Annotated in this window: 15 protein-coding genes, 1 tRNA gene and 1 other RNA gene; 5 read left to right on the top strand and 12 right to left on the bottom strand. The window is 66.6% G+C overall.

Annotation, left to right across the window (positions count from 1 at the left end):
* Window positions 1–20 precede the first annotated feature (20 nt).
* The 3 genes from ilvD to ABMA10_RS13790 are packed head-to-tail and all read right to left on the bottom strand — an operon-like array spanning window position 21 to window position 3,995.
* The gene (gene ilvD, locus ABMA10_RS13780; RefSeq protein ID WP_347869200.1) at window positions 21–1,715 is read right to left on the bottom strand and encodes a dihydroxy-acid dehydratase; all 1,695 of its coding nucleotides are present in this window, start codon (window positions 1,713–1,715) and stop codon (window positions 21–23) included.
* A 1-nt stretch (window position 1,716) separates the two neighbouring features.
* Window positions 1,717–2,538, bottom strand: coding sequence for a trehalose-phosphatase (gene otsB, locus ABMA10_RS13785; RefSeq protein WP_431030621.1), 822 nt, complete (start codon window positions 2,536–2,538; stop codon window positions 1,717–1,719).
* On the bottom strand, window positions 2,535–3,995 hold the full coding sequence (locus tag ABMA10_RS13790; protein ID WP_347869198.1) for an alpha,alpha-trehalose-phosphate synthase (UDP-forming): 1,461 nt from the start codon (window positions 3,993–3,995) through the stop codon (window positions 2,535–2,537). The genes otsB and ABMA10_RS13790 overlap by 4 nt, the downstream gene beginning before the upstream one ends.
* 180 nt (window positions 3,996–4,175) lie before the next feature.
* On the opposite strand from ABMA10_RS13790, the gene ABMA10_RS13795 reads away from it, so the two are divergent.
* The 3 genes from ABMA10_RS13795 to ABMA10_RS13805 all read left to right on the top strand — a co-directional run bounded on the left by ABMA10_RS13795 (window position 4,176) and on the right by ABMA10_RS13805 (window position 5,947).
* Window positions 4,176–5,009 (top strand): sugar phosphate isomerase/epimerase family protein, encoded by an 834-nt coding sequence (locus ABMA10_RS13795; protein WP_431030622.1) that lies wholly within the window; start codon window positions 4,176–4,178, stop codon window positions 5,007–5,009.
* Window positions 5,010–5,013: 4 nt separating this feature from the next.
* Window positions 5,014–5,202 (top strand): hypothetical protein, encoded by a 189-nt coding sequence (locus tag ABMA10_RS13800; protein WP_347869195.1) that lies wholly within the window; start codon window positions 5,014–5,016, stop codon window positions 5,200–5,202.
* A gap of 148 nt (window positions 5,203–5,350) precedes the next feature.
* A complete protein-coding gene (locus ABMA10_RS13805) occupies window positions 5,351–5,947 on the top strand; it encodes a hypothetical protein (RefSeq protein ID WP_347869194.1) in 597 nt (198 codons plus the stop codon).
* A 371-nt stretch (window positions 5,948–6,318) separates the two neighbouring features.
* On the opposite strand, the gene ABMA10_RS13810 is transcribed toward ABMA10_RS13805, so the two are convergent.
* A tRNA-Lys gene (locus tag ABMA10_RS13810) sits at window positions 6,319–6,394 on the bottom strand.
* A gap of 144 nt (window positions 6,395–6,538) precedes the next feature.
* On the opposite strand from ABMA10_RS13810, the gene ABMA10_RS13815 reads away from it, so the two are divergent.
* Both ABMA10_RS13815 and ABMA10_RS13820 read left to right on the top strand, forming a co-directional pair.
* Window positions 6,539–7,342, top strand: a complete 804-nt coding sequence (locus ABMA10_RS13815) for an inositol monophosphatase family protein (RefSeq protein WP_347869193.1) — start codon at window positions 6,539–6,541, stop codon at window positions 7,340–7,342.
* 61 nt (window positions 7,343–7,403) lie between these two features.
* The gene (locus ABMA10_RS13820; protein WP_347869192.1) at window positions 7,404–8,387 is read left to right on the top strand and encodes a DNA topoisomerase IB; all 984 of its coding nucleotides are present in this window, start codon (window positions 7,404–7,406) and stop codon (window positions 8,385–8,387) included.
* A gap of 15 nt (window positions 8,388–8,402) precedes the next feature.
* Here ABMA10_RS13820 and ABMA10_RS13825 read toward each other — a convergent pair whose 3' ends face one another.
* The 8 genes from ABMA10_RS13825 to ssrA form a co-directional block, all read right to left on the bottom strand.
* Complete coding sequence (locus tag ABMA10_RS13825) at window positions 8,403–8,762, bottom strand: hypothetical protein (protein WP_347869191.1); 360 nt, start codon at window positions 8,760–8,762, stop codon at window positions 8,403–8,405.
* A 15-nt stretch (window positions 8,763–8,777) separates the two neighbouring features.
* Window positions 8,778–9,155, bottom strand: a complete 378-nt coding sequence (gene mnhG, locus ABMA10_RS13830) for a monovalent cation/H(+) antiporter subunit G (RefSeq protein ID WP_347869190.1) — start codon at window positions 9,153–9,155, stop codon at window positions 8,778–8,780.
* Complete coding sequence (locus ABMA10_RS13835; RefSeq protein ID WP_347869189.1) at window positions 9,152–9,415, bottom strand: monovalent cation/H+ antiporter complex subunit F; 264 nt, start codon at window positions 9,413–9,415, stop codon at window positions 9,152–9,154. The genes mnhG and ABMA10_RS13835 overlap by 4 nt, the downstream gene beginning before the upstream one ends.
* Complete coding sequence (locus ABMA10_RS13840; RefSeq protein WP_347869188.1) at window positions 9,415–9,984, bottom strand: Na+/H+ antiporter subunit E; 570 nt, start codon at window positions 9,982–9,984, stop codon at window positions 9,415–9,417. Before ABMA10_RS13840 ends, ABMA10_RS13835 begins: the two co-directional genes overlap by 1 nt.
* Window positions 9,984–11,552: a Na+/H+ antiporter subunit D gene (locus ABMA10_RS13845; protein ID WP_347869187.1), complete on the bottom strand. Its 1,569-nt coding sequence runs from the start codon at window positions 11,550–11,552 to the stop codon at window positions 9,984–9,986. Before ABMA10_RS13845 ends, ABMA10_RS13840 begins: the two co-directional genes overlap by 1 nt.
* Complete coding sequence (locus tag ABMA10_RS13850; RefSeq protein WP_347869186.1) at window positions 11,549–12,031, bottom strand: sodium:proton antiporter; 483 nt, start codon at window positions 12,029–12,031, stop codon at window positions 11,549–11,551. The genes ABMA10_RS13845 and ABMA10_RS13850 overlap by 4 nt, the downstream gene beginning before the upstream one ends.
* Window positions 12,028–14,958, bottom strand: a complete 2,931-nt coding sequence (locus ABMA10_RS13855; RefSeq protein ID WP_347869185.1) for a Na+/H+ antiporter subunit A — start codon at window positions 14,956–14,958, stop codon at window positions 12,028–12,030. The genes ABMA10_RS13850 and ABMA10_RS13855 overlap by 4 nt, the downstream gene beginning before the upstream one ends.
* Window positions 14,959–15,097: 139 nt before the next feature.
* Window positions 15,098–15,466, bottom strand: a transfer-messenger RNA (tmRNA) gene (gene ssrA / locus ABMA10_RS13860).
* Window positions 15,467–15,747: the final 281 nt, after the last annotated feature.

Here is a 15,747-nt window from a genome sequence, read left to right on the forward strand (position 1 = left end):
TGCACGAACGAATTGCTCGGTTACCCCGTGATCGCGCCCTCCGCTGCGGAGTGCACGAGTCGAGAGTACTTTGCGAGAACGCCACGGGTATAGCGCGGGGGAAGAGGCGCCCAGCCTTCGCGGCGGGCTTCCAGCTCTGCATCGTCGACGAGTAGGTCGAGCGAGCGGCCAGCGATATCGACCCGTATCAGATCACCATCGCGCACGAATGCGATTGGACCTGCGTCCACCGCTTCGGGTGCTATGTGGCCGATGCACAGTCCGGTTGTGCCGCCTGAGAATCGACCGTCCGTCAACAGTAGTACATCTTTGCCGAGACCCGCGCCCTTGATGGCTGCGGTGATCGCGAGCATCTCGCGCATACCGGGGCCGCCTTTCGGCCCTTCGTAGCGGATGATGACGACGTCGCCCTTGGCGATCTTGCCTTCGGTGAGTGCATCCATGGCACCGCGCTCGCGCTCGAACACCCTGGCAGGACCCTCGAAGATGTCGGCGTCGAAGCCGGCAGTCTTCACCACGGCTCCCTCCGGCGCGAACGAGCCCTTCAGCACGGTGATGCCGCCGGTCGCGTGGATCGGGTTGTCGAGCGTGCGGATGACCTTGCCGTCGATCGGATCGGGATTGATCTCCGCCAGGTTCTCGGCGACCGTCTTGCCGGTGACGGTGAGGCAGTCTCCGTGGAGAAGGCCCGCCTCGAGCAGCGCCTTCATGACGACGGGCACGCCGCCGTGGCGGTCGACGTCGTTCATGACGTACTGACCGAACGGCTTGAGGTCGCCGACGTGCGGAACCTTGTCGCCGATGCGGTTGAAGTCGTCGAGGGTGAGGTCGACCTCGGCCTCACGGGCGATCGCGAGGAGGTGCAGCACGACGTTCGTCGACCCTCCGAACGCCATCGCCACGGCGATCGCGTTCTCGAACGCCTCTTCGGTGAGGATGTCGCGTGCCGTGATGCCGAGTCGCAGCATGTTCACGACGGCCTCGCCCGAGCGATGGGCGAAGTAGTCGCGGCGACGGTCGGCGGAGGGCGGCGAAGCGGAGCCGGGCAGGCTCATGCCGAGCGCTTCAGCCACCGACGCCATGGTGTTGGCGGTGTACATGCCACCGCAGGCACCCTCGCCGGGAGCGATGGCGCACTCGATGCGCTTGAGGTCGGCTTCGCTCATGTTGCCGGCCTTGCACGCGCCGACGGCCTCGAAGGAGTCGATGATGGTGACTTCCTTCTCCGTGCCGTCGGAGAGCTTGACCCAGCCCGGAGCGATCGAACCGGCGTACAGGAATACGGAGGCGAGGTCGAGACGGGCGGCCGCCATCAGCATGCCGGGCAGCGACTTGTCGCAACCGGCGAGCAGGACGGTGCCGTCGAGTCGCTCCGCCATGACGACGGTCTCGACGCTGTCCGCGATGACCTCGCGGGAGACGAGCGAGAAGTGCATGCCCTCGTGACCCATCGAGATGCCGTCCGAGACGGAGATGGTGCCGAACTGCAGCGGGTATCCGCCTCCGGAGTGCACGCCTTCCTTGGCGCCCTGCGCGAGCCGGTCGAGGGAGAGGTTGCACGGCGTGATCTCGTTCCACGAGCTCGCGATGCCGATCTGGGGTTTGTCCCAGTCTTCGTCGCCCATACCGACCGCGCGGAGCATTCCGCGCGAGGTGGTCGCCTCGATGCCGTCGGTGACGGCGCGACTGCGTGGTTTGATGTCGATCTCTGGCATTTTAAGAGTCTACGGCTTCCTTGTTGCTTCGATATTCCGCGAGCATGCCGAGCACGCGTGCGATCTCGGAGGGGCCTTCGACCCTGAAGTCGGCGGCGGTCACGCCCTGACCGCTCTTCACCCCGAGGTCTCCCGGGCCGAGAGCGCCGAAGGCGTCCTCGTCGGTGACGTCATCGCCCGCGTAGAACACGGCATCTGCTCTGGTGTACCGCCGGAGGTGTTCGACGGCTTCGCCCTTGGTAGCACTCCTGAGCGAGAACTCGAGGACGTTCTTGCCCTCTCGAACCGTCAGGGCGCCGAACTCGTCCTTCGTGTGGGCGAGTGCTTCGAGGTGGGCGATCCTGGAGTCTTCTTCATTGGCGAGCCGGGTGTGCAGGGCGAACCCTGCAGGCTTCCGCTCGATCCAGACATTATCGTAACCCTCTGCGACGTCCTGGAGGATCCGTTGGAGCGTCTCGCGCTGTTCACGTTCCTCGTCGTCGAGCGCGAGAGCGTCGTCCGGGCTGTCGAGTCGGATCTCGACGCCGTGCGACCCGGCGAACAGTGCCTGATCCGGGAGGTCGGCCACGGCGATGAGGCTGTCGATCGACCGTCCGGAGACGAGTGCGACCCTGGTGCCGGGGAGGTCCATGAGTGCGAGGACAGCAGTGCGCGCTGCGGGGAGCGCACGGGCCTGCTCGGGGTCGTCGACCTCGGGAGCGAGCGTACCGTCGAAGTCGAGGGCGACCAGGAGACTCGGGACGTCTGCGAGACGGCGGAGCTCGGCGCGCAACCCGAGGGGCAGCCCTCCGAGGGTGTCGGTGGGCTCGTCGGTGGCGCTCATGACTGCGCGGCGCTCCCCTGCGTCGTGGTGTGCTGCTCGTCGCGGACGCGGTGCAGTTCGTCGAGGAACGAAGCGGACCAGCGGGCGACGTCGTACTCCATGACCCGCTTCCGGAGCGCACGCATGCGGCGGCTCCGTTCGGCCTTCGTCATGTGGACGGCCTGCAGGATCGCGGACTTCATCCCCTCGATGTCGTGCGGGTTGATCTTCAACGCCTGCTTGAGCTCGTCGGAGGCTCCGGCGAACTCGCTGAGGACGAGCACACCGTCGTTGTCGTACCGAGCGGCGACGTACTCTTTGGCCACGAGGTTCATGCCGTCGCGGAGGGCCGTGACGAGCATGACGTCGGCCGCGAGGTACAGCGCCGCCATCTCCTCGCGCGGATAGCCGTGGTGGAGGTACTGGATCGCGGTGTGTCCGATGGTGCCGAAGTCACCGTTGATGCGCCCGACCGTCTGTTCGATGTCGTCGCGCAGTTGCCGATACGTCTCGACACGTTCACGACTCGGACTCGCGACCTGGACGAGCGTGACGTCCTCGACGGCGAGCTTCCCCTGGCGTAGCAGCTCGCCGAAGGCCTTCAGCCGATGACCGATGCCCTTCGTGTAGTCGAGGCGGTCGACACCGAGCATGATCGTCTCCGGATTGCCGAGCTCCTCCCGGATCTGCTTGGCACGGGCGATGACGTCCGGGCGCTGGGCGAGCGCCTGATACCCCTGGCTGTCGATCGAGATCGGGAAATGACGCGCGATGACCGTCCGGAACGGCGCGCCCCGCTTGGAGGCGACCGGCGCCGCGTCGGTCGTGACCGAGACGAGGGCTGCGTCGAGCGGGACCTGGATCGCCGCACCCTTCGTCTCGTAGCCGAAGAGACGGCGCACGGCGCGCGAGAAGTTGCCCGCGTCGGCGACCCGCTGGAAGCCGATGACGTCCGCGCCAAGGAGACCCTCGATGATCTGGCGACGCCAGGGCAGCTGGGAGTAGATCCCGTATGCCGGGAAGGGGATGTGGTTGAAGAAGCCGATCGTGAGGTCGGGGCGGAGCTCGCGCAGCAGCTTCGGCACCAGTTGCAGCTGGTAATCCTGCACCCAGACCGTGGCGTCGGGGGCTGCCGCAGCCGCGGCCGCTTCCGCGAACCGACGGTTGACGAGGACGTAGGAGTCCCACCATTCACGGTGGTAGCTCGGCGGCGCGATGACGTCATGGTAGAGCGGCCAGATCGTGTCGTTCGAGAAGCCCTCGTAGTAGCGGGCGATCTCGTCCTCGGACAACGGCACGGGGATGATCCACATGTCGTCGTTCTCGAACGGCTCGATCTCGAGGTCGGCGGCACCCGCCCACCCGATCCAGGCGCCGTCGGCCCCGCGCATGACCGGCTCGAGCGCGGTGACGAGACCGCCTGGCGATGTCCGCCAGCTTTCAGTCCCGTCCTCGTCGACGACGCGGTCGACGGGCATTCTGTTCGAGACGACGATGAAGTCGAAGGTCGATGCTGATCCGCCATCGGGCGCGGAATATCTGGTGATGATGACCCTCCCGGGTTGCTCGGGTTCGCCCCTCAGGCTAGCAGCGTTCCGCACGGCGAAACCGCGTGTTCAGACGGCGAGCATATGCTTGCCGTGATGATCCGCCACGGCATGAGCACCTCCTGCGTCTACCCGCTCGACACCCGACGCGCCTTCGAGCTTGCCGCCGAGGCGGGCTATGACGGTGTCGAAGTCATGGTCACACAGCATCGGGCGACGCAGGACGCTCCGACGTTGCTCGCCCTCTCGGCCGAGTTCGGACTCGACATCCTGTCGATCCACGCACCGGTCCTCACACGCACCGCCTTCGTCTGGGGGCGGGACCACCGCGAGAAGCTCCGCCGGTCGGCAGCGCTCGCCGCAGCCGTCGGCGCGTCGACCGTCGTCGTGCACCCGCCGTTCCGCTGGCAACGCCGCTACGCGAAGGCCTTCGTCGACCTCGTGGCGGAACTGAGCGAGGAGCACGGGCTGGAAGTGGCTGTGGAGAACATGGCGTGTTTCAGCAGCCGAGGACTCACGGTGCAGCCGTTCGCGTTCGGCTACGACCCGGCTTCGCTGGACTGCGCCGCACTCACCCTGGACTTCTCCCACGCGGCGCTCGCCGGCGAGGATTCGCTCGAGATCGCCACCCGATTCGGGAGCAGGCTCCGCCACGTCCACCTGTGCGACGGCACCGCCCCTTCCCCCCGCGGCGCCTTCCTGGATGAGCATCTCCTGCCCGGAGCCGGCGACCAGCCAGTCGCGGAGGTGCTCGAACTGCTGCGCACCACCGAGTGGTCCGGCAGCATCGTCGCCGAGGTGCATCTGCCGTCGTCCGGCGGCGACGCGCTCCGGCTCGATCAGCTGCGGGCGTCACTGGCGTTCGCGAAGCGCGCGTTCGCTAGCACAGCCGAGCGCCCGAAGGAAAGCCCGGATGCGGGAGACCACCCCTACCGGCTAGCGTGAACCCATGCGCAAATACCTTTTCAACGGCAGCATGATCTCCGCGGTCTTCGGCGGGATCTCAGCGCTCCAGGCGACTCGTCAGGGCCCCCGCGATTGGAAGCTCATCCTGCTCTGGCTGAGCTGGGGGATCTCGCTCGCCCTCGCGATCAGCACCGTGCTCGACGAGAGCAAGCAGGCAGAGCTCGACCGCTGAGTTCGCGCGGCGCGCACTACCACGCGACGGCTGCGATCCCGAGAACTGAGGCGGCTGCCCGCGTGTCTCCGCGTCTTTCCGGGCTCCGTGATCGAGAATAAGGGCAGTCCAGCTCCAGGGACGCTCCGCTTTCGATGAAGGGCCCGCCATGTTCGGTCGCCGACGCCACGCAGCACCTGTCTCCGCATCGAAGCTGACCGAGAAGCAGCTGTTCGATCTCGTCCACGCCAGGTTGGCTGGTGAGCTCGGCGCGAACGGCGCATGGGTCCTCTCTCGCCGGGCACCGGACTCCGGCGACGAGATCTTCCACGAGGTCTACGCGCAGCAGCTCGCTCACGAGATCGCAACGGATATCGACCTCGAGCAGGCCGCCGTGACAGTCCGCGTCGCCGAGACGCCGAGTCGGGGTTGGCGTCTGTGGGGTCGCCAGGCAGAGGACACCGAGACCGAGGCAGTGGCCGAGACCGCTGTCGACTCGCCCGTCGCTGCTGAAGCCCCGACCGAGTCGACGCTGGACGACGCCGGATCCGAGACCGGCGTGCCGGCCGCAGAGCAGTCCGAGGTTGCGACTGACGACGCCGACGACGCCGAGGACATCGAGGCGGCAGCGTTCGCCGAACCCACACTCGTCGAGCGGACACTGCTTGAACCGCAGCACTACCCCATCACCGTCTGGGCCGAGCCGGAGTTCATCGACGCGAGCCTCGTGAATCCGGTGCCCGCGCGCCGCAGCTCGATCGGCTGAACACACCTGAAGTGCATCTGCGGCCGTCCACCTCGGTGGGCGGCCGTTCGCATGTCGACCCGCGACCTCATCGCGGGGGCGTGACGCCTCATCGAACCCGAATCGATGAGGCGCCACGGCGCTGGCGGGCGGTGACGCCCAGCCGACGCTCTGCTCCGGGTGGCGGGGTGACCACCGCGAAGGCTTCGTCAGTGACGGGCAGGACCCGATCCCGCCGTATCGCTGACCCTTCCAGGGTCTCATGCCTCGCCACACGCGACGGCCCGATGACGCGATACGGACGGGAGGGTGTCGCGAAACGCGTGCGGAGCGTTCTCCGACGCCCTGGGAGAAACGACAACGGCCCCGTCCGAAGACGGGGCCGGTGGTGATGGTGCACCCCCCCGGACTTGAACCGGGAACCCACTGATTAAGAGTCAGTTGCTCTGCCAATTGAGCTAGAGGTGCGTGGTTTCGGAGCGTTCCGAACCGAGATATGACACTACCAGCAGTTCCACCTGGATGCGAAATCGAGGACGTCGGCGTGTCGCGAGCGGCGGTTTCAGGGCCTGTCGAACGAGTCCGGCGCCCGCACGACCATATCCTGAAGAAGTGACCGACCAGACCGCTGCTTCCCCCGCCGACCTCGAACTCGCCCTCCGTCTCGCCGATGCCGCCGACGCGATCGCGATGACGCGCTTCGAGGCCCGCGACCTCGAGATCGACACCAAACCGGACCGTTCCCACGTCACGGACGCCGATCTCGCCGTCGAGCGGGCCATCCGCGCGATCATCTCGGAGGAACGTCCGGACGACGGCGTGTTCGGCGAGGAGTACGGCGCCCAGGGTCCCACTGACCGCCAATGGATCATCGACCCGATCGACGGCACCGCGAACTTCCTGCGCGGCGTCCCCAACTGGGCCACGCTCATCTCACTCGCGGTCGACGGTGTCCCCGTGGTCGGCGTCGTCAGCGCACCGGCGATGCACAACCGGTGGTGGGGTGCCATCGGCCACGGCGCGTGGGGTCTCCGCTTCGGTGAGACCGAGCCCCGCCGCCTCGCCGTCTCAGGTGTCTCCGCGCTCGCAGACGCCTCGTTCAGCTTCCAGAGCATCGCGCAGTGGGCCTCGGTCGGACGCGTCCCTCAGCTGTTGGCCCTGTGCGGCTCGCTGTGGCGCGATCGGGCCATCGGGGACATGTGGCCGTACATGCTGCTCGCCGAAGGCTCCATCGACGCCGTGGCGGAGTTCGGGGTCCAGGAGTACGACCTCGGCGCCCACGTCCCGATCATCATCGAGGCCGGCGGGCGGTTCACCGACATCGACGGCATCGACACGATCGCCGCGCGCAGCTCACTCGCGACGAACGGACTCCTGCACGACGCGTTCCTGGCGGAGCTGCCGCCGGTCGCCTGACACGTCCTTCGGTCCGATGCAAGCCTGATCGCAGGATGCGCACCGGTCGTACGCTGAGCGGATGGTACGACTCAGACGCAGCGATCCGAGTACCGACGGCATCAAGCGCGTGCGCTCAGGCCGGGGCTTCAGTTATCGGCTGCCGGACGGTCAACGTCTGGACGATCAGGAGATCCGGGCGCGCATCGACGGCCTCGTGATCCCGCCCGCCTGGAACGAGGTCTGGATCACCCCCTTCCCCAACGGACACATCCAGGCCACGGGGATCGACGCCGCCGGGCGGCGTCAATACCTGTACCACCCGTCGTGGCGCGAACGGCAGGACCGCAGCAAGTTCGACCGCGCCCTCGCCCTCGCGGAGGCCCTTCCTGCGGCCAGAGGACGGGTGACGCGCGATCTCCGCCTCGACGGCTATCCCCTCGCGCGGGTCTCCGCCGGCGCCTTCCGCATGCTGGACACAGGGTCCCTGCGCGTGGGCGGCGAACAGTACGCGGAGTCGAACGGCAGCCACGGCCTGTCGACACTCGAGGGTGGACACGCCACGGTCAGCGGCGACACGGTCTCGCTGAAGTTCCCCGCGAAGAGCGGTCAGCCCTGGGAGTCGGACATCGTCGACACGGACCTCGCGTCACTCGTCCGATCCCTCAAACGTCGCGGACCGCGCGCTCGACTCCTCGCGTGGAAGGACGACGACCACTGGCGACCGCTGCAGGCAGCCCAGATCAACGACTACGTACGGGCGCAGACGGGTGGAGCGTTCACCGCCAAGGACTTCCGCACCCTACGCGGTACGGTCGCCGCTGCGAAGAGCCTCGCCGCGGCGGGGCCTGAGCGTTCCAAGACGGCGAGATCCAAAGTGCTCGCCCAGGCGATGCGCGACGCGGCCGAGGTACTCGGCAACACCCCGGCGATCGCGAAGTCCAGCTATGTGGACCCACGGGTCGTCGATCGCTACGTCCATGGCGAGACCATCCCCGCAGACGGCCGTGGATCTCCCGAGACCGCACTGCGCGTGCTCCTCATCGGGGTGGAGGATCCGGACTAGCGCTCCGCGTGTCCCCTACTCGTGATCGTGCGTCTCGGCGCTGTCCCGCAGCGCACCGGTCTCCGCCAGATAACCTTCGATCTCGGACTCCGGGATCAGCTGCAGACCGCGCGGCGTGTGCGCCGTATCGGACAGCACCTCGATCCACGCTCGATTGAGTTCCGGCGCGCGGCTGCCGAAGAAGCGGAACTGCAGCGGGATACTCGGCGAGAGCCAGACGGAGCGGCGCCCTGAACCGTGCTCCGCATCGTTCGCCCAACTCAGGAAGAAGCTCTCCTGCCGACGGAGCTTCGATCCGATGACGGCCTTCAGGTGCGCAAGCGCACGATCTTCGATCTCGTACTCGTCGCCGGAGGCGTAGATGAGCAGTCCCATGGGAGTATTCTGCCGCTATTCCGGCGTGTGACCGGGATGCTGCTCGCGACCGAGCTCGTCGCGTCCTGCGAGTTCGTCCCGGATGAGCACGCCATCGTCGAAGTTGCCACTGCGATACGCGGCCCTCGCGACCATGTGGGCTGAGACCGGCGCAGTGAGGCTCTGGAAGACGATGATGGCGATCGCGAGCGTGATGGTGCCGACCGTCGGACTCGAGACGGCGATGTCGGCCACGATCGCGATGAGTCCGAGGATCTGCGGTTTCGTCGCCGCGTGCAGGCGGGACAGGACGTCCGGGAAGCGCAGCAGACCCACGCCGGCCGCGAAGCACATGATCGCCCCGACGAGCACCAGTGCGCCCGTGACGATGTCTCGGAGGAGTTCCCCGGTCATGCGTCGTCCTGCTTCGACATGAAGCGTGCAACGCTCACCGAACCGACGATCGCGAACATTGCGAGCGCGAGGAGGACCGGCAGACCGTCCGTGTGGCGGTTGATCGCCATCTCGGCGCCGATCGCGCACATGACGGTGGCGACGAGGACGTCGGAGGCGATCACCCGGTCGAGCAGGCTGGGCCCACGGACGATGCGGTACACCGCGGCGAGGGCGGCAGCCGCGAAGAGCGCTGCCGCGATGATGATGACGATGAGCATCACTGTCCCCTTCCGGTCGAGAGATGGTCTTGGGCGTGCCGCAGCGAGTCCGCTTCCGCGCGGGACCCGATCGCGAGGATCAGGCGTCGCTCGGTCCCGAGAACCTCTGCGGTCACCCGATCGATGTCTGCATCGTCATGCACGTCGAGGGCGTGGAGGTACAGCGTCGAGGCGGAGCGGTCGAGATCGACGACGATGGAACCGGGAACGATCGACACCGCTTCCGCCGTCCAACTCATGATGAGGTCCGATGTGGTGCGGAGCCGGACGGAGATGACGGCGTTACTCGATCGGAAACCGGGTTTCAACACGAGCCAGGTGATCTCGGCGCTGGCTCGGACGATGTCCACCAGGAGCCGCGCGCAGAACACCAGCGAGCGCCACAGGTTGATGCGCCCGCTCAACTCCACAGCGGGCAGATAGAAGAGGAACGACACGAGCAGCGCCGCCCCGAGGCCCGTGATGAGGGTGAGGGGGTCGAACATGCCCCACAGCAGGCACCAGAGCAGGACAAGCCCTGCGAGCAGCAGCAGCTGGCTGGCCAGCGCGCGACGACGAGACGGTTGCATTATCTGAGGTGCTCCGTTCCGTCCGGGAAGACCGCCGTGATGTAGTTGTCCGGATCCTCGATGTTCTCCGCAGCGCGCGTCGCAAGGCCGAAGATCGGCCCGGCGAACACCGTGAGGCAAAGGGTGAGGGCGACCATGCCGGTGGTCGCACCGATCATCGGGCGCGAGATGGTCTTCGTGGCCACCGAACCCGAGTCCTCCGGGCTCTCGGCGAGCTGATCGAGCAGCGGCGAAGAGTATCCGGCAACCTCGTCCTTGCCGCGCCAGAATCCCATGTTCCACACCCTCGCCAGCGCGTAGAGCGTCAGCAGGGATGTCGCAGCACCTGCTGCGATCAGAATGTACGACAGCGGGTCGCCGACGGCGACACCAGCTTGGAAGAGGCCGATCTTGCCGAGGAACCCGGAGAACGGGGGGATGCCACCGAGGTTCATCGCGCCAATGAAGAACAGCACCCCGACGATGGGCGACGCCTTCAGGATTCCACCGAGCCGCGAGATCGAGGTCGTGCCGCCCACGCGTTCGACGAGGCCGGTCGTCAGGAACAGCGTCGTCTGGACCACGATGTGGTGAACGATGTAGTAGATCGTCGCGGCGGTACCCGCGACCCCGCCCACAGCGATGCCGAAGATCATGTACCCGATGTGGCTCACGAGGGTGAACGACAGGAGTCGTTTGATGTCCGCCTGCGCCACGGCGCCGAAGATGCCGATGAGCAACGTGAGGAAGGCGACGATCATCAGCGGTGTCTCGAGCGGTACATCCTTGAAGATGAGCGTGTCGGTACGGATGATCGCGTAGACGCCGACCTTGGTCAACAAGCCCGCGAACACCGCCGTGACCGGTGCCGGTGCCGTCGGGTAGGAGTCGGGCAGCCAGAACGACAGCGGGAACACCGCGGCCTTCACCGCGAAACCGAGCAGGAGTGCCGCGCAGAGGATCGCCTGCACCTCCATGGGCAGATCCCGCACACGGTCGGCGACGAGCGCGATCGTGACCGTGCCTGTCGCCCCGTAGATGAGTGCGATGGCCGCCACGAAGAGCAGGGACGACATCAGGCTGATGACGATGTATGTGACGCCCGCCCGGATCCGGGCTCCGGTCCCGCCGAGGGTGAGCAGCACGTAGCTCGAGGCGAGGAGCATCTCGAAACCGACGTACATGTTGAACAGGTCGCCGGCGATGAAGGCATCGAACAGACCGGCGGCCAGCACCAGATAGGTGGGGTGGAAGATCGACACAGGCGTTTCGCGGTCACCGTCGACGATGCCCTGACCGATGGCGAAGATGAGGACGCCGAGCAGCATGAGCGCCGCGATCAGCAGCATGATCGCGGACAAGCGGTCGACGACGAGGACGATGCCCCAGGGAGGTGACCAACCGCCGAGTTCGACGACGATCGTGCCGCTCTGATCGACTGCAGCGAGGAGGATCGCGCTGATCACGGTCACGGCGGTCAAGGCGACGACGCTGATGCCGACCTGCATCCGTCGGCGGTGTCGGAACATGAGCGCGATGGCGGAGCCGATCAGGGGGATCATGACCACCAGGGGGACGAGTGCGTTCATTCGCTCGCTCCCTTCCGGCTCGTGGTCTGATCGTCGTCGCTGTGCTCGTTGCTCTCGTCGAGCACCCGCTGGATGGCTTCGTCGTCGACGTCCACCTGGTGGAACACCGCGTCGGTCGCCTCTTCGGTGTCGTGTTCGTGCTCGTCGCTGAGCGTGTCACCCTCGTCGCCGAGTTGCGCGAGCCACCAGGTGCGGTAGATCAACGCGAGGATGAACGCTGTGACGCCGAAGTTGATGACGATGGCCGTCAGCATCAGCACCTGCGGCACCGGATCGACCATTCGGTCGTCGGACGCGGTTCCCGTCACGAGGGGCGCGGTCCCGCTCGGACCACTCATGAGCAGGATCAGCAGGTTCGTGGCATTGCCGACCAGGACGAATCCGATCAGGAACCGAGTCAGGCTCCGCTCGAGCATGACGTAGACGCCCGTGCCGTACATGACCGCCATCAAGAGGACGAGAGTGAGTGACGCGCTCATCGGTCCACCTCGCTCGCCGAGAACTCGTCGGTGCTCTCCTCGTCGATGTCTGCTTCCTCCTGCTGGCGGTCGACCTCGGCGCCGAGGCTGCGGAGGATGTCGAGGGCGAGTCCGACGACGACGAGGTACACGCCGATGTCGAAGATGCTGGACGTCCCGAACGACAGATGGCCGAGGATCGGCACGTCGAACGAGAAGTAAGCCGAGCTCAGCGCTTCGGCGCCGAAGAAGAGGGAAGCGGTGGCAGTCCCCACCGCGAGGAGCAGGCCGACACCGAGCACCTTGCCCGCGTCGATCGGAACCGCCTCGCCGAGTTCGTAGCGTCCTCCGGCGAGGTACCGCAGGACCAGCGCGAGGCCGGCGAGCAGCCCGCCGGCGAAGCCGCCGCCGGGCTCGTTGTGCCCGACGAAGAGCAGGAAGATCGAGACGACGATCGCCGGGTGGAAGAGGAGCCGGACCAGCACTTCGAGCAGGATCGACCGGTTCGCCTCGGCGATCGCCCGTCCGCCGATGAGCCAGGAATGACGGCCCACCGCATCGCGCGGCGCCTCCATCTCGCGGTCGGCCAGATGCGGATCGGCGACGACCTGAGAGCGGAAACTCGGTGTCCGGCGCCGGCGTGCCCCGCTCAGGCGGGGCACCGCTGCCCCGCGCTGAGACACGAACAGCAGGCTCGCGATGCCCGTCGCCACGACAACCAGCACGGAGATCTCCCCCATGGTGTCCCAGGCGCGGATGTCGACGAGCATGACGTTGACGATGTTCTTGCCGTGACCCTCCTCGACGGCAAGGCGCGGGAGCTCGGTCGCGATGCTCTCGGCCTGACGTGCTCCGAGGGCGATGACGCCGATGAGTCCCATCACGAGCCCGGTGAGGGTACCGATGACGATGCGCCTGACGCGGTGGATGGGCTGGTTCCGTTGGGCGATCTTCGCCGGGAGGCGGCGGAGGACGAGCACGAAGACGACCACCGTGATGGTCTCGACGAGCGCTTGGGTCAGTGCGAGGTCCGGTGCACCGTGGAGCGCGAAGAGTGCGACGAGACCGAATCCGGTGACCCCGACGAGCAGCACCGCGGTCATCCGCTGCTTTGCACGTGCTGCCGCGATCGCGGCAGTCGCCATGATGAAGGCGATGGCGACCTGGGCCGGGTAGTCCCACAGCCGGATCTCCGTCGGCCATGCGCGCCCGATGAGCGCGATCGTTCCGAGCGTGAGGACGAAGACGACGAGGATGGTCGACAGGTACTGGACGAGGCCGCCTCGTTGGGCGAAGAGCGTGACCTTCGCGGACAGGCGGTCGACGGCCTGCGTCGACGCCCAGTAGCCCTTCGAGGAGTCGATGACCGGAGGAAGCCTGTCCTGGAGGCGGGCGACCGGGAGTCGCCACCGGAACAGCAGCAGACCGAGGAGGACGACCACAGCCGAGATACCGAGAGCCGGTTCGAGTCCGTGCCAGAGTGCCAGGTGGTAGTGCCCCTCCCCCACGGTGTCCGCGTACGGCGCGAGCACCGTGTCGATCGGAGCCGTGACGAAGCCGAGCACGATGGTCGCTGCAGCGAGGATGCCGGGCGCGATGAGGATGCTGCCGGACTCGGCGTGCAATTCGGTCGGAGCCGCCGAGCGGCGGTTGCCGAACGCGCCCCAGAGGAATCGGGCGCTGTAGGCGACGGTCAGCACGGAACCGAGGGCGGTTCCGACGATCGCGACCCAGCCCCACACATCGCCATCGAGCGCACCCTCCAGCAAGGAGGTGAAGACCGCCTCCTTGGCGACGAAACCGAACAGCGGCGGGATACCGGCCATGGAGGCCACGGCGATGGCCGCGATCACAGCGAGGACGGGTGCCTGCCGGCCGACACCCGAGAGGTGACGCCAGTCACGGGTGCCGGCTCGGTGATCGATGATGCCGACGACGAGGAACAGCGCAGCCTTGTAGATCGCGTGCGCGAGCAGCAACGCGACCGCGGCCAACGCCGAGTCCCGGGTGCCATAGCCGGAGATCACCACGAGGAACCCGAGCTGCGAGACCGTCCCGTAGGCGAGGATGAGCTTGAGGTCGTATTGACGGAGTGAACGCCAAGCGCCCACCAGCATCGTGAGGACACCGAGTCCGACGAGCATCGCATCCCAGCCAGGCGTGTCAGCGTATCCGGGGGCAAGACGCGCGACCAGGTAGATGCCGGCCTTCACCATCGCGGCAGCGTGCAGATACGCGCTGACCGGGGTCGGTGCGGCCATCGCCGCTGGAAGCCAGAAGTGGAACGGTACGAGCGCGGACTTGGAGATCGCCCCCACCAGGATGAGGAGAATCGCCACAGTCGTCGCCGGACCGGCGAGGCCCTGTTCGACGATGGATGCGAGCGAGGTGCTCTGCGCCTGCACGGAGATCATGATCACGCCGACGAGCATGACCAGGCCGCCGAAGGTCGTCACGAGGAGAGCCTGGAGCGCCGCGCCTCGGCTCTCCTTGCGATCGGTGTAGTGACCGATGAGCAGATAGGAGAGCACACTCGTGATCTCCCAGAACATGAACATCACGATGATGTCGTCCGCTGTCACGAGCCCGAACATCGTGCCCGCGAAGGCGAACAGCAGCGCAGCGAACCGACCGAGCCCGGGCTCGGTCGCCGAGAAGTACCGCCCGCAGTAGACCAGCACCAGGGCTCCGACGCCGGTGATCACGAGAGAGAGGAGCCACGCGAGCGTGTCCATCCTGAACGACAGCGAGATGCTCAGCTGTGGGATCCACTCGATGGTCTCGACGACCGTTCCACCCGTCGTCACGGTGGCTGTCTGGAACAGCGTCCAGACGAATGCCGCTGCTGGAATACAAGCGATCAGGTAGAAGATCTTCGTCGACAACACTCGTGTGAGCGAAGGCGTGACGACGGCGATCACAGCAAAAACGAGCAGGATTGTCGCCATGTAGGTCTCCCGGGTGGTGGCGGCCTCTGGATTTCCAGGGTAGCAGTATTCCCGGAGGGGGTATGTGCCGAGCAACGACGAAGGGCCCCCGCGAACGCGGAGGCCCTTCGTCGAACCGACGGCGTGTGACAACGACCATGAGTGGAGATGGGGGGAATTGAACCCCCGTCCACTGCTGTGATTCTGCGCCTTCTACGGGCGTATCCCATGAAACGTTCTACTCGGCCCCGACCATTGACACGGGCATCTTGGTCGACGGGCCCAGCCGAAGAAAAGTCCCGGATGACGTCGCGGCACCGTCATCCAGCAAGTCCCCTAAATGACGCCAGGATCCGAGACGGGGACACGCTCGGTCTGACGGACTAACGGGCTCGCTTAAGCAGCGAGGGCGAAGTCAGTGCGCTTAGAGTTGGCACTTGTTGTTTTGCAGAGATCGTTAACGAGATAACCCTGCATCCTCGACCCGCTTCTCGCAGTTTCGCAGGCAATGTCGAAACCGATCATCCCCATGCGCTCGACGCCCCGGTTCGGGGTGAAGAGGGTCGTTGTCACACGCTGTCGAATTGTCAATCCGCCGGCGGACCGGCGGACAAGCACCTTGCGGTGCAGCCCTCAAGTATAGCGCGAAACATCCCCGGAAGTCACGTCCAGGGATACGCTCGGTTCATGGAACCCCGAACCGGCAGCACGCCCGCGCAGCGACCCGTCATCTCCGTCCACGGCTCATCGACGCTCCGCCGCACCCCGGAACTCGCGACCGCGCTCATCACGGTCGAATTCGACGGCGAC

The organism is Plantibacter sp. RU18, assembly GCF_050613355.1.
Classification (GTDB): domain Bacteria; phylum Actinomycetota; class Actinomycetes; order Actinomycetales; family Microbacteriaceae; genus Plantibacter.

What these genes read in the sequence shown, in the direction of transcription:
- ABMA10_RS13795 (WP_431030622.1), top strand. Translation starts at nt 4,176, where the DNA reads ATGAGCACCTCCTGCGTCTACCCGCTCGACACCCGACGCGCCTTCGAG.
- ABMA10_RS13840 (WP_347869188.1), bottom strand. Translation starts at nt 9,984, where the DNA reads ATGCAACCGTCTCGTCGTCGCGCGCTGGCCAGCCAGCTGCTGCTGCTC.
- ABMA10_RS13855 (WP_347869185.1), bottom strand. Translation starts at nt 14,958, where the DNA reads ATGGCGACAATCCTGCTCGTTTTTGCTGTGATCGCCGTCGTCACGCCT.
- ABMA10_RS13820 (WP_347869192.1), top strand. Translation starts at nt 7,404, where the DNA reads ATGGTACGACTCAGACGCAGCGATCCGAGTACCGACGGCATCAAGCGC.
- mnhG (WP_347869190.1), bottom strand. Translation starts at nt 9,155, where the DNA reads ATGACCGGGGAACTCCTCCGAGACATCGTCACGGGCGCACTGGTGCTC.
- ABMA10_RS13790 (WP_347869198.1), bottom strand. Translation starts at nt 3,995, where the DNA reads ATGCCCGTCGACCGCGTCGTCGACGAGGACGGGACTGAAAGCTGGCGG.
- ABMA10_RS13825 (WP_347869191.1), bottom strand. Translation starts at nt 8,762, where the DNA reads ATGGGACTGCTCATCTACGCCTCCGGCGACGAGTACGAGATCGAAGAT.
- ABMA10_RS13805 (WP_347869194.1), top strand. Translation starts at nt 5,351, where the DNA reads ATGTTCGGTCGCCGACGCCACGCAGCACCTGTCTCCGCATCGAAGCTG.
- ilvD (WP_347869200.1), bottom strand. Translation starts at nt 1,715, where the DNA reads ATGCCAGAGATCGACATCAAACCACGCAGTCGCGCCGTCACCGACGGC.
- ABMA10_RS13800 (WP_347869195.1), top strand. Translation starts at nt 5,014, where the DNA reads ATGCGCAAATACCTTTTCAACGGCAGCATGATCTCCGCGGTCTTCGGC.
- ABMA10_RS13835 (WP_347869189.1), bottom strand. Translation starts at nt 9,415, where the DNA reads ATGCTCATCGTCATCATCATCGCGGCAGCGCTCTTCGCGGCTGCCGCC.
- otsB (WP_431030621.1), bottom strand. Translation starts at nt 2,538, where the DNA reads ATGAGCGCCACCGACGAGCCCACCGACACCCTCGGAGGGCTGCCCCTC.
- ABMA10_RS13850 (WP_347869186.1), bottom strand. Translation starts at nt 12,031, where the DNA reads ATGAGCGCGTCACTCACTCTCGTCCTCTTGATGGCGGTCATGTACGGC.
- ABMA10_RS13845 (WP_347869187.1), bottom strand. Translation starts at nt 11,552, where the DNA reads ATGAACGCACTCGTCCCCCTGGTGGTCATGATCCCCCTGATCGGCTCC.